Source organism: Segatella maculosa DSM 19339 = JCM 15638, from assembly GCF_000382385.1.
Taxonomy (GTDB): Bacteria; Bacteroidota; Bacteroidia; order Bacteroidales; family Bacteroidaceae; genus Prevotella; species Prevotella maculosa.
Map to the genome: position 1 here is coordinate 128,811 of NZ_KB908320.1, position 13,412 is coordinate 142,222.

The 13,412-nt window shown below is 45.4% G+C and carries 11 protein-coding genes and 2 tRNA genes; 7 read left to right on the plus strand and 6 right to left on the minus strand.

Annotated elements, in window-relative coordinates; translation table 11 throughout:
• Positions 1-21 precede the first annotated feature (21 nt).
• From H164_RS0102615 to H164_RS0102630, 4 genes are all read right to left on the minus strand, one after another.
• Positions 22-1,428: an undecaprenyl-phosphate glucose phosphotransferase gene (locus tag H164_RS0102615; protein ID WP_025829709.1), complete on the minus strand. Its 1,407-nt coding sequence runs from the start codon at positions 1,426-1,428 to the stop codon at positions 22-24.
• A gap of 226 nt (positions 1,429-1,654) precedes the next feature.
• The gene (locus tag H164_RS0102620) at positions 1,655-2,098 is read right to left on the minus strand and encodes a DUF4293 domain-containing protein (protein WP_025829708.1); all 444 of its coding nucleotides are present in this window, start codon (positions 2,096-2,098) and stop codon (positions 1,655-1,657) included.
• The gene (locus tag H164_RS0102625; protein ID WP_019967178.1) at positions 2,098-2,436 is read right to left on the minus strand and encodes a DNA-directed RNA polymerase subunit omega; all 339 of its coding nucleotides are present in this window, start codon (positions 2,434-2,436) and stop codon (positions 2,098-2,100) included. Before H164_RS0102625 ends, H164_RS0102620 begins: the two co-directional genes overlap by 1 nt.
• Before the next feature lie 7 nt (positions 2,437-2,443).
• Positions 2,444-3,304, minus strand: coding sequence for an outer membrane protein assembly factor BamD (locus tag H164_RS0102630; RefSeq protein WP_019967179.1), 861 nt, complete (start codon positions 3,302-3,304; stop codon positions 2,444-2,446).
• 140 nt (positions 3,305-3,444) lie between these two features.
• Between H164_RS0102630 and uvrB the strand changes: the two genes are divergently transcribed.
• The 7 genes from uvrB (at position 3,445) to H164_RS0102670 (ending at position 10,426) form a co-directional block, all read left to right on the plus strand.
• Entirely contained in the window at positions 3,445-5,514 is a 2,070-nt protein-coding gene (uvrB, locus tag H164_RS0102635) for an excinuclease ABC subunit UvrB (protein WP_019967180.1), read from the plus strand.
• Positions 5,515-6,094: 580 nt separating this feature from the next.
• Positions 6,095-6,352: a hypothetical protein gene (locus tag H164_RS0102645; RefSeq protein WP_019967182.1), complete on the plus strand. Its 258-nt coding sequence runs from the start codon at positions 6,095-6,097 to the stop codon at positions 6,350-6,352.
• On the plus strand, positions 6,349-8,655 hold the full coding sequence (locus tag H164_RS0102650; protein ID WP_019967183.1) for a putative porin: 2,307 nt from the start codon (positions 6,349-6,351) through the stop codon (positions 8,653-8,655). Before H164_RS0102645 ends, H164_RS0102650 begins: the two co-directional genes overlap by 4 nt.
• Before the next feature lie 2 nt (positions 8,656-8,657).
• Positions 8,658-9,572 carry a 1,4-dihydroxy-2-naphthoate octaprenyltransferase gene (gene menA, locus H164_RS0102655; RefSeq protein ID WP_019967184.1) on the plus strand — a complete coding sequence of 305 codons (915 nt, stop codon included), beginning with the start codon at positions 8,658-8,660 and terminating at the stop codon, positions 9,570-9,572.
• 3 nt (positions 9,573-9,575) lie between these two features.
• On the plus strand, positions 9,576-10,208 hold the full coding sequence (locus H164_RS0102660; protein WP_019967185.1) for an HD domain-containing protein: 633 nt from the start codon (positions 9,576-9,578) through the stop codon (positions 10,206-10,208).
• Positions 10,209-10,277: 69 nt separating this feature from the next.
• A tRNA-Thr gene (locus tag H164_RS0102665) sits at positions 10,278-10,353 on the plus strand.
• Between the two features lie 2 nt (positions 10,354-10,355).
• Positions 10,356-10,426, plus strand: a tRNA-Gly gene (locus tag H164_RS0102670).
• A 797-nt stretch (positions 10,427-11,223) separates the two neighbouring features.
• Here H164_RS0102670 and H164_RS0102680 read toward each other — a convergent pair.
• Positions 11,224-12,474: a phosphoglycerate kinase gene (locus tag H164_RS0102680; RefSeq protein WP_008563949.1), complete on the minus strand. Its 1,251-nt coding sequence runs from the start codon at positions 12,472-12,474 to the stop codon at positions 11,224-11,226.
• 282 nt (positions 12,475-12,756) lie between these two features.
• Positions 12,757-13,410 carry a 7-cyano-7-deazaguanine synthase QueC gene (gene queC / locus H164_RS0102685; RefSeq protein WP_019967188.1) on the minus strand — a complete coding sequence of 218 codons (654 nt, stop codon included), beginning with the start codon at positions 13,408-13,410 and terminating at the stop codon, positions 12,757-12,759.
• Positions 13,411-13,412: the final 2 nt, after the last annotated feature.

Genomic DNA, 13,412 nt, shown 5'->3' on the forward strand with positions numbered 1-13,412 from the left:
ATTTCAATTTCTTACATTTAATTAATAAGCATGCTTATCAGGCACGATAATGCTGTAGGCTGTCTTAAGAATAATCCTCAAATCAAGCATGAAACTCCAGTGTTCGATATACCAAATATCGAGTTCCACACGCTTCTGCATCTGCCAGAGTTCTTTGGTTTCTCCACGATAACCGGTTACTTGAGCCAAGCCTGTGATGCCTGGTTTACAAAAGTGACGCACCATATATTTGTCTATCAAGCCGCTATACACCTCGGTATGGTGCAGCATATGAGGCCGTGGTCCGACAATACTCATGTCACCTTTGAGTACATTCCAGAATTGAGGTAGTTCATCAATATTTGTTCTTCGCATCAAATTCCCAAAAGGAAACTTGCGAGGATCGTCTTTTGTGGCTTGTTCTGTATCAGCATTTGCATTGGTGTACATGCTGCGGAACTTGTAACATTTGAACGGATGCCCCTCAAAACCTGTTCGTTCTTGTATGAAAAAGACCGATCCCGGGCTTTGCATTTTGATGATAAGAGCTATTATAGGAATAAAAGGTAGAAGGCAAAGACATGCAAACGCAGATACGACAAGGTCGAAAGTACGTTTGATTAATCGGTTCCCCATAAAAGAAAGGGGCTCGGTATGATTTGTATATAATAATGTATCGCCCATGTATTCTGGCTTCAGACGAAGACGATAAGTACCAAACATACGTGGAAGATAGAAGAAACGGATGACATTTGCATCACAGTATCTCATGATTTGCGCAATGAAATCATTATAATCATGGCTGAGACAACAGAATATTTCTTCAGCAATCAGCACGTCAGGAGTTTGCATCTCCTTGTCAAAATCATCAAGACTTCCTAAGTAAGCCAATGTATGTGGACAATTTTTCATCTCTCTATTGGCATAATATCCTCGCACTTGATACCCCATAGTAGGGTCTAATGTCATAGCCTTATAAAGTTCGATGAGTGCCTGATCATGCCCTACAAGCACCACTTGCCGTGAGTTGTGTCCAGCTTGCCTCAAATAGTTTAGCAGACTACGTTCAACAAATCGGCTAATGATAATGACGGCAAAACTTGTCACGGCATAAAGAAAGGAAATATGAAAGAAGTTCTCCTTGGGATTCAAGAAGCTTAGCAGTATATAGGTAATAATGACATGGGTTGTCACCAATTGAAACACTCTAAGAAAGATTTTATCAAAATCAATCCTACGATAGTGCACAATTGTCTGAAAGAAATATTGTGCAATGCCCATGGCAGCATTGACCACGAATAGTGTAATCTTTGTTTCGTTATGGAAATAAAGAGGTATATCATTGGGTAGTAGTTCGATTAAACAGACAAAAATGACATTGATAATCACAAAGTCACTTATTGTAACCAGCTGGCGTACAAAGTCGTTCCTACTAAGATTTTGTTTCATTGCACACTTTTTAATTCAGCTTTTGTGTCAGATTACCAACTACTGATATATTATAATTGTGCAAAGTTAGTAAAAAAATGGCAAATCTGAAACTTTAATGCTACTTTTATGTAAGTTATAAGTATTCTTTAATGACTTTTATTTTATATCTGCAAATATCAACCCATAAAAAACGCCCCGTTCTAGTCAGTATTTGAACGGAGCTTATGACGGTATAAATATTGCTTCATCGAACTCTGTCAGCCGCCCGAACCAACTTCTCGTCTGCAAGAATTGCATGTCGCGCCACAAAATAAAGAATAGCAGCGACAATGGGCAGAATGGAGGAGAAATGAGGTTTCACCACTGCCGTCGATGTGAAGCAAAGAAAGGCATAATAGGCATACCACACAACTATCAATACCATGTTTATCACGCAAAGACGAGCTTGGAACAGCCGATGATGATACTTAAAAATGGCCCATAGCGTGAGCGGACATGTCAGCAATAAAATCACGAACAACGGACTTAATGTGAAAGACACGCCGCTTTTGCTGCGAATCCAAAGATTGGTCACCTGACTATCTATGTCCATGCTTTGAGTCACCAGCGTCGCTACGGGCAGGCAAAGGCATACGATGATCAACACCAATGCCGCTAGCATGAACAATGTTTGCTTACGCTGTATCATTATGCTTCTCCGTTAGCACCATCCTTCGACGGGTCGCGCCAGTAGACGTTGCCATTGATAAGTTCTTCCGTCGCAAGCAGTGTAGGCTTTGGGAGCTTCTCATAATAGCGTGAGATTTCTATCTGTTCACGATTTTCAAAGACTTCTTCAAGCGAATCGTTGTAAGAAGCAAATTCGGAAAGCTTCTTGTTCAGGTCCTGCTTGATTTCAACGGAAATCTGATTGGCGCGTTTTGAGATGATTGCCACACTTTCATAAATGTTACCGGTTTCCTTGCACAAATCCATAATGTTGCGGGTAACAGTGTCTACCGGTGCTTTTGATTTCTTGTAATCCATTAGTTTATTATTTATTGTCGTTATTATTCGAGGAATCTTCCCCCGTAAACTTTTTGCACTTGGCAATATATTTTTCGGCCGTACTCTTGTCTTTCGAATCGGGGAACTGGTTGATAAAGCCATAGCATTCGTCTTCTGCATCCTGATAGCGTTCCAAACGCTTTGCCTCCACGCTTTGCTCGGCAAGTTCGAACTTACTCTTCATCAGCAGGACGGAAAAATCTTCACGCAAGGAAGTATAGGGATAGTCTTTCAATGCGTTTTGACAAGTGACGATACATGCTTCGTAATTGTTACCGCCGTCAGAACAGTTACCGAAATAAGGCCCGAGGTTATAATAGAGGCGTGCTGAATAAAGCTCCTTCAAAACCAGTTTATCCTGTAGTTCGAACAATCGCTTTTGGGCTTCAGGCTTCAACTTCGAATCGGGGAAAAGGTCAAGGAATGTTTGAAAGGCACTGATAGAGGAAACAGTCGTCGATTGGTCAAGACGCGGTTCAGGCGTACTCTTATACAGACTCAGGCCTTCATAATAATGCGCCATTTCAACCAAATATCCCTTCGGATAAGACTGGTAGTAACGCTTGAATGCTTGAGCCGCCCCTTCATAATCTAAACTGTTATATTCTGCCATTGCCAACATATAAAGGCTTTCCTGCGCATTGTCTGTTCCTTTTTCAATGTTGATCAAATCCGTCAGCAAAGTAATGGCCTGCGCATATCTCCCGTCGGCGTAGCACTCTTTTGCGAATTCGTATTTGTACCGATAATCATCTGTCTTATACACCTTATTGAATTCGGGTGCACAGCCTATGAGAAGCAATGTCGTGCATATGGGGATTAATATCTTTTTCTTCATATCGAACATTTTGAGTTGCAAAGTTACTTACTTTTATAGGATTTACAAAGTAAATAACACACTTTTTCGCAATTAATTAGCCTTTATAACGTATAATCGCAGAGAATTTAGTAAATTTGCAGCTTTCAGAATAACAGCAATCATAAAGCATGGATTTCAAACTTACCTCGAAATATAATCCCACGGGAGACCAGCCCGAGGCCATCAAACAACTTACCGCCGGCATTCAGGATGAAATTCCAGCACAAGTCTTATTGGGTGTGACTGGATCGGGAAAGACATTCACTGTGGCTAACGTGATTGCCAACGTGAACAAACCGACATTGATTCTGAGCCATAATAAGACGCTGGCGGCCCAGCTTTATGAGGAGATGAAAGGCTTCTTCCCCGACAATGCCGTGGAATATTATGTATCATACTACGACTATTATCAGCCCGAGGCCTACCTGCCCACTTCCGACACCTATATAGAGAAAGACCTTGCTATCAATGACGAGATAGACAAGCTCCGACTTTCCTCCGTGTCGGCATTGCTATCGGGCAGGAAAGATGTCATTGTGGTTTCGTCCGTTTCCTGCATCTATGGCATGGGGGCCCCAATGGCCATGCAGGGAAATATCATCAAAATCAAACGGGGACAAGTTATCGACCGCAACGAGTTCCTCAGGAAACTGGTCGATGCGCTTTATGTCAGGAACGATATCGATTTGCAGTCTGGCACTTTTCGCGTGAAAGGTGACACGGTAGATATTTCTATGCCTTACAGTGACAACGTGTTGCGCGTCACTTGGTGGGACGATGAAATCGACGGTATAGAAGAAGTTGACAGCACGTCGTTCCACACGCTGACGAACTTCGAGGCCTACGAAATCTATCCGGCAAACCTCTTCGTCACGTCGAAAGAGCAAAGCGAACAGGCTATCCGTATGATTCAGGACGATTTAGTGGAACGCGTAGCCTATTTCAACTCCATCGGCGATACAATCAAGGCACAACGTATCAAGGAGCGGGTGGAATACGACATGGAGATGATCAAGGAACTAGGCCATTGCAGCGGCATAGAGAATTATTCGCGCTATTTCGACGGTCGGCAAGCGGGTGACCGGCCTTACTGCCTGCTTGATTTCTTCCCGAAGGACTTTCTCACCATCATCGACGAAAGCCATGTGAGCGTGCCACAAATTGGTGCCATGTACGGCGGCGACCGGGCAAGGAAGCAGAACCTCGTAGAATACGGCTTCCGTCTGCCGGCAGCATTCGACAACAGACCTTTGCGCTTCGAAGAGTTCCACGAGCTCGTTCATCAGGTTATCTATGTCAGTGCAACGCCTGCCGACTTCGAAATCGGAGAGGCCGAGGGCGTCGTTGTCGAGCAGATTATCCGTCCCACAGGCCTGCTCGACCCGGAAATCGATGTCAGACCGTCGGAAAATCAAATCGACGACCTCATGGACGAAATCCTCACGCGTATCCACCGCCATGAACGCGTGCTCGTAACGACGCTTACCAAGCGAATGGCCGAAGAACTGACGGAATATCTCCTCAACCACGACATCAAAGCCAACTATATCCACAGCGACGTGACCACCTTGGATCGCGTGAAAATCATGAACGACTTGCGGGCAGGCATCTATGACGTGCTCGTAGGCGTAAACCTGCTTCGCGAGGGGCTCGACCTGCCCGAAGTGTCTTTGGTGGCCATTCTGGATGCCGACAAAGAGGGCTTCCTACGCAGCCACCGTAGCCTCACGCAGACGGCCGGGCGGGCGGCACGAAACGTTAACGGCAAAGTGATTATGTATGCAGACATCATCACTGAAAGCATGCAGCGAACGATTGACGAGACGGCACGCAGGCGCAGTATACAGCTCAAATACAATGAGGAGCATCACATCACGCCGAAGCAAATTGAGAAGGGCATCGCTTCGTCACTGGCCGAGACGTCGCGCGAGAATGCCGGAAGTCCGTCCGTATCCGGCAACAAATATAAAAGTGTATACTTGGAGCCCGAAAGCGGAGCCTTCGCTGCAGATCCGATAATCAAGCACATGTCGAAAGCCGAATTGGAAAGGAGCATCGCCAACACGACCGCGTTGATGAAGCAGGCCGCGAAAGACCTCGATTTCATACAGGCAGCCCAATACCGCGACGAAATCATACGTCTGCAGGAGTTGCTGAAAACGAAATCCGACTCGGCCATGCAGGAAAACGGGAAATAAAACGAATCAAAAATTTTGCACCTACAAGAGATTTATCTCATTCCTTGCGGAGAAAAAATATTTTCATACGGTTGAAACTCAAGTTTCATGCGGTTAAAACTCAAGTTTCATACGGTTGAAACTCAAGTTTCATACGGTTGAAACTCAAGTTCCATACGGTTGAAACTCAAGTTCCATACGGTTGAAACTCAAGTTCCATACGGTTGAAACTCAAGTTTCATATGGTTGAAAATAAATTTTCTTGCGGAAGGAGATAAATTTTCTTGCGGGAGGAAATAAATTTCTTTGCGGGAGAAAATAAATTTCTTTGCGGGAAGAAATAAATTTCTTTGCGGGATGGTCATCAATAAGTTGCAAAGTCGAGAAATTCGAATTTCATTGCGTTTCGAGGGGGAATCGCATACTGTGGGAAATCTTTACTTTTCCTTTGTCGCCTGAATAAGCTTGAAAGTCGCCGGGAAACGCTCAGTCGCAAAAAGGCATTCTATTAATTATCGTTAAGTTTAGCGTGTCAGTCCTGCCATTTTACCGACTCTCTCGCCCTTTTTTATTATTTTTGTCCCATTATAAACAGATAGCTATGAATTTGGAAGAGAAGAAAGAAGAGGAAAAAGCACAGTATGCCGTAAGGCCGCATCATAGGCAGAAGAGATTGACCGACGGCAAGGACGACACGCTGAAATACCGCAACATATTGAACAGTGTGTTCATGCTGCTTGCCATAGGCGGCGTCATCATGTACACGCAGACGGAACATCGGCTCATCGCCACGGTCGTTCTGATTGTTGCCGTGATACTGAAGTTCGTCGAAGTCTCATTACGAATGTTCCGCAAATGAGGAAAATCATAGTCCTTTTGATGTTCGTGCCCATCTGCGGACATGTCCACGCGCAATTCGACGACACTTACAACCAAATGGACGCTACGGGCAATATCAGCCGGCGCGGAGACAAAAACATGAAGGACTCTTTGGGAACGCACAAGGAGATACCTAAGGGCATCAAGGTGTGGACCGTAGACACGCGCTTCGGCGACAGACGTCTGGCCGTTCCTGACACGGTGCCACATATGTTCATGAATTCCATCTTCACGACGGGCATGCGCGGCGAATACAATACGACGGGAAACCTTGGTGCGCCGCGCATTAACCGCATTGTTATCGACCGGGCAGAGACCGGGCAGTTCATCTTTACGCAGCCCTATGACTTTGTCGTCACGCCCGTCGACCAATTCCATTTCACGAATACGCTGTCGCCATTCACCAATATTGCATTCAATACGGCTGGTAACCGGACGAACGGCGAAGACCATCTGACGGCGAAATTCGGTGTGAACGCAGGGAAGAAGCTCGGTGTGGGGTTCAAGTTCGACTACCTTTATGGGCGAGGATATTATCAGAACCAGAGTGCCTCGCATTTCAATTACACGACATACGGCTCGTATCTGGGTGACCAATATCAAGCACATCTGCTCTTGTCGACCAATCATCAAAAAGTTGCCGAGAACGGTGGCATCAGCGACGACAACTATATTGTTCACCCAGAAAGCTACAGCGACAATTACGAGACGTCTGAAATTCCTACGGCATTGTCACAACATTGGAACAGAAATGACAATCAGCACGTGTTTTTCACGCATCGGTATAATATAGGCTTCAACAGGAAGGTTCCAATGAATGAAGACGAAATCAAGGCGAGAAAGTTCGCCTTGGCATCAAAAAAAGAGAACGAGGCCCAAAAGAAAAAAGAACTGACCGGGAAAGAAGGTCAGAAGCCCGAAGAAGACAAACCGGTGGCACAAGGGCGCCCTGACGATGCAAAAATCATGGGAGCAGAGCCGATAGCACAACAAAAAGACAGCAACCGGACCTCGCTGGATAAAGCAACGGCTGACAGTTTGCTTGCAGTCGAACAAAAAACAAAGGCCGACACGGCATGGTTGAAGAATGAATTCGTTCCTGTGACGAGTTTCATTCACACTATGCAGTTCGACAATTATCGCCGCATCTATCAGGCATACAAGACGCCGACCAATTTTTATGCGAACACTTATACTATAGATGAGCCCTTAACCGGTGACTCCATCTATGATAAAACCCGATACTATAGTCTCAAGAACACTTTCGCTATCTCTTTATTGGAGGGGTTCAATAAATGGGCCAAATCAGGATTAAAAGCCTTTATTGCTTCGGAGCTGCGCCATTTCACACTACCGAACACCACAGGCAGTACTTCATATAATGAGCACAATCTGAGTATTGGTGCACAACTCAGCAAAGCCCAAGGAAAAACATTCCACTACAATGCAACGGCTGAAACTTGGCTGACGGGCGAAGATGCCGGACAATTGAAGCTCGATGCTTCTGCCGATTTGAATTTCAAGCTCTTTGGCGACACACTGTCTCTAACGGCGAACGGTTTCTTCCATCGCCTGAATCCCACCTTTTATTATCGCCATTATCACAGCAGGCATGCGTGGTGGGACAATAATAGCATGAGTAAGATGCTGCATACACGGCTTCAAGGTATCTTACATTATCAAAAGACACGGACGACGCTTCGTATCGGCATTGATGAAATCAACAACTACGCGTATTTCGCCTCTTCCTACACCGTCAACAATGGCAATCGGGTCAATCATGCAATAACGGTCAATCAATATGGTAGGGCTGTCAATCTCATTACGGTTGCATTGTCGCAGGACTTCACGCTCGGACCATTGAATTGGGAAAGTGTCATTACGTACCAGAAGTCAAACAACAAGACCGTAGTTCCCGTTCCCGATTTCAATATCTATAGCAACCTATACATCAAATTCAAGATTGCCCGTGTGTTGAGTTGCGATTTCGGTGCTGACGTGAGGTATTTTACGAAATATTTTGCTCCGGATTATAATCCTGGCCTCGGTCAATATACCGTACAGACAAATACCGCTACCGACGGAACAGATAGCAGAATAGAAATAGGTAATTATCCCGTTGCTAATGTCTATGCCAACTTTCATCTGAAGCACACGCGCTTTTTCATTATGATGAGCCACGTGAATGCCGGAACCGGCAAGAAGAATTATTTCTTTACCCCGCATTATCCGCTTAATCAACGTATCCTAAGGTTTGGATTAAGTTGGAACTTCTTTAACTAAGTATGAAAGAAACAAACATCAAAACCAACGGTTTCAGGGCATGGCTGCTGGCTTCCCGACCAAAGACTCTGATCGGAGCAGCCGTTCCGGTGATGTTAGGAATGGCTTTGGCGTTTAATCATGGGACGGGTCCATTTGATTTTATGCCGGCAATACTATGCCTGCTGTTTGCTTTTGTCATGCAGATAGATGCCAACTTCGTTAACGACTACTTCGATTGTATCAAAGGCAATGACGCTTCCGAGATAAGATTAGGTCCCAAACGGGCCTGTGCGGAAGGATGGGTCACATTGCCCGCAATGAAGAAAGCCATCATCTTCACAACCGCAGTTGCAGCTTTTGTCGGACTGCCGTTGATATTCTATGGAGGCTATGAAATGATTCCTGTCGGCCTGCTTTGTATCGTGTTCTGCTTCCTTTATACAACAAAGCTATCCTACTTGGGCTTTGGAGACGTTTTGGTGCTCGTATTCTTTGGTTTAGTGCCGGTTTGTCTAACCTACTATGTTGTCATGCCTCAGACTAGCAAAAACATACCCTTGGATGTGTTTCTGACCTCCTTGGCTTGTGGTTTCGTCATCGATAGCCTGCTTATCGTCAACAACTACCGTGATAGAGATAATGACCGACGTGCCAGTAAGCTCACCCTCATCGTCAGGATCGGGGAGCGATGGGGAGCCCGATTTTATTTATTCAGTGGTTTGATTGGTGAAATCCTCATGCTGTTTGTAAGCCTGAACAACGCAGTGCACACTTGGGCACCCGCTGTTTTGTTGGGCTATCTCCCGGTCCATTACCAGTCTTACATAAAAATGAGAAAGATTCGTCAAGGCAAAGCACTCAATAAGGTTCTGGGCCAGACTGCCCGTAATATTTTGATATTCGGTATTGTTTCTATGCTTGCTATCCTATTATAAAAGATGCAACAGGTATCATTAGACATCATGGAATTTATCGAGCACCACATTCTTCCTCGATACACAGCGTTCGGCAAGAGTCACGGGTTACAGCATGTCAACCGTGTGATAAAGAACTCGATAATGCTGGCCGGATATACGGGGGCCGACGTCAACATGGCCTACGTCATCGCAGCCTATCATGACTTAGGTATGTCAGGTCCGCGTGCCATTCATCATATCACCGGCGGAAAAATCCTTATCAATGACGCCCGGCTCAAACGATGGTTCAGCAACGACCAACTCCGAATCATGAAAGAAGCCGTGGAAGACCATCGTGCAAGCTCAAGCCGTGCACCTCGCAGCATCTACGGGAAAATAATTGCTGAGGCCGACCGTGACCTCGAACCGGACGTCGTGTTCAGTCGAGCCATTCAATACGGGCTTGAAAACAATCCTGAACTAAATAAAGCACAACAATGGGAGAGATTTGTGAGTCACATGAATGAAAAATATTCGCGAAACGGTTACATACATTTGTGGATACCGGGTAGCCCCAATGCAAGAAAACTCAAGACTATACAAGACATTATCGAAAACAAAGAACGGCTCCGCATGAAATTCAATAGCTTATATGAAAAAGAAAATAATGAATAAATTTGGCCCTTAGAAAAAAAAAATATACCTTTGCACCGCGAGACACCAAAAACCCACTTATGTTTCAATGCCGATATGGCTCAGTTGGTAGAGCAACGCATTCGTAATGCGTAGGTCCCGGGTTCGAGTCCCGGTATCGGCTCCATTGCGGAATTAGCACATCGGTAGTGCGCGAGCTTCCCAAGCTTGAAAGGCGGGTTCGACTCCCGTATTCCGCTCTACAAGATAAAGCTCCTTCAAAAGAGGAGGCTGGACTTAGAAAGGATTAATTAGAACAAACCTTGTGAATGAAAGCGTTCGCAAGGTTTGTTTTTTTTCGGCGTAATGGATATTGGTTGGCCGGAACCTCTCGAAAGGCTTTTTTATTTACAACCTTTTCAGCATTTGAAAACCTATAAATTAAAAAACGGTATCTTCTGCAATAGCTCAAATGTTAAAGAGAATGGGCTTCAATGTAATGTCAAATGTATCTTTGCAAGGATTATGGCATATCATTTCAAGGTGGTGTACGTATAAATAATATTTCTCTACAGAAGCTATCCCCTCCCAGTTTTGCCAACCCTGCCCCTCGGTCTGTACGCAGCATTTCGTTTTTCCGTTTTTTTGTTTCCGCCACAGCGGAAAAGGCTATCTGTTAATTTATCTTTCTTTCTCCATGGCGGAAGAACGTTTTCTTAAGCCTTATTAACTTCCGCCGTAGCGGAAAAGACTATCTGTTAATTTATCCTTCTTCCGCCGTGGCGGAAGAATGTTTTCTTAAGTTTTATTAACTTCCGCTGTGGCGGAAGAACATTTTTTCTCTGTTTAACCCCTTTCCGCCGTGGTGGAAGCCCTGCGCCCCTTTGATTTCCTTGTTTCGGGGGCGCAGTTGGCGTTTTATGCCTTCGTCATTTCATCTATATCCCACATGTTTATCACTTCTAATGTATTTGTTGTATCCCGTATTACACCGAAAAAGTAGACTTTCAAAAAATGAAAGCCCACTTTGATGTTTTCTTGCTTTATGCTTGTGAATTTATTCGCCCTTGATGGCTGCAACGCCCGGGAGAACTTTGCCTTCAATGGCTTCGAGCAGGGCGCCACCGCCCGTGGAGATGTAAGAAACTTGATCGGCCAAGCCGAACTTGTTGACACAAGCAACGGAATCGCCGCCACCGATGAGCGAGAATGCGCCCTCTTTGGTTGCTTCTGCAACGGCTTCTGCGATTGCTTTCGAACCGCCTGTGAAATTATCGAACTCGAATACGCCCGCCGGACCGTTCCACAAGATGGTCTTAGAACCCTTGATGGCTTCGGCAAACGCCTTACGGGTCTCAGGACCGGCGTCCATACCCTCCCAACCGTCGGGAATATTATTGGAAGCACAAACCTTCTGGTTGGCATCGTTCTTGAAGTCGTCGGCAATGATGGAATCGGTACCGAGTACCAATTTTACGTTGTTCTCTTTTGCTTTCTTAATGACGTCCAAAGCAACGTCGAGCTTGTCGTTCTCGCAAATGCTGTTGCCGATTTTACCGCCTTGTGCCTTGGCAAAGGTGTAAGTCATGCCACCACAAAGAATCAAGTTGTCTACCTTACCAAGGAGATTTTCGATGATACCGATTTTGGTTGAGACTTTGGAGCCACCCATGATAGCAGTGAACGGGCGTTTGATGTTGTTCAGAACGGCGTCGACAGCCTTTACTTCTTTCTCCATCAAGTAGCCCAACATCTTGTTATCTGCATTGAAGTAATCTGCAATAACGGCTGTTGATGCATGTCTGCGATGCGCCGTACCGAAAGCGTCCATTACATAGCAATCTGCGTAAGAAGCCAGTTTCTTGGCAAAGTCTTTCTGACGACTCTTCATCTCTTTCTTGGCTTGATCATACTCCGGAGTGCCTTTCTCTACACCGACCGGCTTTCCTTCTTCTTCGGGATAGAACCGCAGGTTCTCCAACAACAGCGCCTCGCCCGGTTTTAAAGCAGCAACTTCTGCGTCTGCATGGCCACAGTCTTTGGCGAATTTCACCTCTACGCCTAATGCTTTTGAAACGTTTTTAACGATTTGAGCGAGCGAGAGCTCTGGCTTCACTTTGCCTTTGGGCTTTCCCATGTGGCTCATCATGATGAGTGCACCACCGTCGGCCAATACTTTTTTCAGCGTGGGAAGTGCGCCACGGATACGGGTGTCGTCTGTTACATTACCTTTTTCATCCAAGGGGACATTGAAGTCTACACGAACGATTGCCTTTTTGCCGGCAAAGTTGAATTGATCGATTGTCATTTTATCTTTATGTTTTAAGTTAATATTGTTTTTCTGTTTACACGACAAAGGTACATTTTTTTATGCACAACGGGAAATCATTCTCTAAGAATTAAGAGTTTTTCGTACACGACAGCCTTCTTATGCTATATGTAGTTGACAAAAGACCGTCATGTTCTGTTCCTGTGCTTTGATTGTTTAATCAAAATCGGCATAGGCCTTGTGCCGCATGTGCAAACATCAAACCGAAAGGAATGTTAACTGCGCCCTAGGGCGGAGACTTCCTGATGAACCGATTGAGAGTTATTCTTCATATTCGGTGGTATCATCAATGCCCGCTTCCGTGAGTGCTTCCTTGCGTTCAATGCAGGTGCCGCATCTTCCGCAATGCTTGTCAGCACCCTTATAACAGCTCCACGTTTCGGCGTATTTGAGACCGAGTTGCTTGCCAATGCGTGCAATGTCGCCCTTTGTGATATGGGTATAAGGTGCTTCAACATGAGCATTAACAAAGGTGCCGGCATAGGCGGCAGCATCTATGGCCTTGATGAATTCGGGGCGACAGTCGGGATAAATGGTGTGGTCTCCGCCGTGATTGGCTATTAACACTTTCTTGAGGTTGTTGCTCTCTGCGATGCCGATGGCAATAGATAGCATGATGCCGTTACGGAAAGGCACCACGGTTGATTTCATGTTCTCGTCGGCATAATTCCCCTCGGGAATGGCTTCGCCGCCTTCGAGCAAAGAACTTTTAAAGTATTGGCCCATGAAATCAAGATTGATGGTGATGTGCTTGATGCCCAATCGCCTGCAGTGCATCTCGGCAAGGGGTATCTCTTTGGCGTTGTGGTTGCTTCCGTAGTTGAAACTGATACCGAGCGCTATCTCGTTTTTCTTGTCATAAAGCAGCGTAATACTATCCATTCCGCCACTGACGATGATTACCGAATCTTTCATAT

Coding starts and splice junctions, on each gene's coding strand:
- H164_RS0102615 (WP_025829709.1), bottom strand. CDS start 1,428: ATGAAACAAAATCTTAGTAGGAACGACTTTGTACGCCAGCTGGTTACA.
- H164_RS0102620 (WP_025829708.1), bottom strand. CDS start 2,098: ATGATACAGCGTAAGCAAACATTGTTCATGCTAGCGGCATTGGTGTTG.
- H164_RS0102625 (WP_019967178.1), bottom strand. CDS start 2,436: ATGGATTACAAGAAATCAAAAGCACCGGTAGACACTGTTACCCGCAAC.
- H164_RS0102630 (WP_019967179.1), bottom strand. CDS start 3,304: ATGTTCGATATGAAGAAAAAGATATTAATCCCCATATGCACGACATTG.
- uvrB (WP_019967180.1), top strand. CDS start 3,445: ATGGATTTCAAACTTACCTCGAAATATAATCCCACGGGAGACCAGCCC.
- H164_RS0102645 (WP_019967182.1), top strand. CDS start 6,095: ATGAATTTGGAAGAGAAGAAAGAAGAGGAAAAAGCACAGTATGCCGTA.
- H164_RS0102650 (WP_019967183.1), top strand. CDS start 6,349: ATGAGGAAAATCATAGTCCTTTTGATGTTCGTGCCCATCTGCGGACAT.
- menA (WP_019967184.1), top strand. CDS start 8,658: ATGAAAGAAACAAACATCAAAACCAACGGTTTCAGGGCATGGCTGCTG.
- H164_RS0102660 (WP_019967185.1), top strand. CDS start 9,576: ATGCAACAGGTATCATTAGACATCATGGAATTTATCGAGCACCACATT.
- H164_RS0102680 (WP_008563949.1), bottom strand. CDS start 12,474: ATGACAATCGATCAATTCAACTTTGCCGGCAAAAAGGCAATCGTTCGT.
- queC (WP_019967188.1), bottom strand. CDS start 13,410: ATGAAAGATTCGGTAATCATCGTCAGTGGCGGAATGGATAGTATTACG.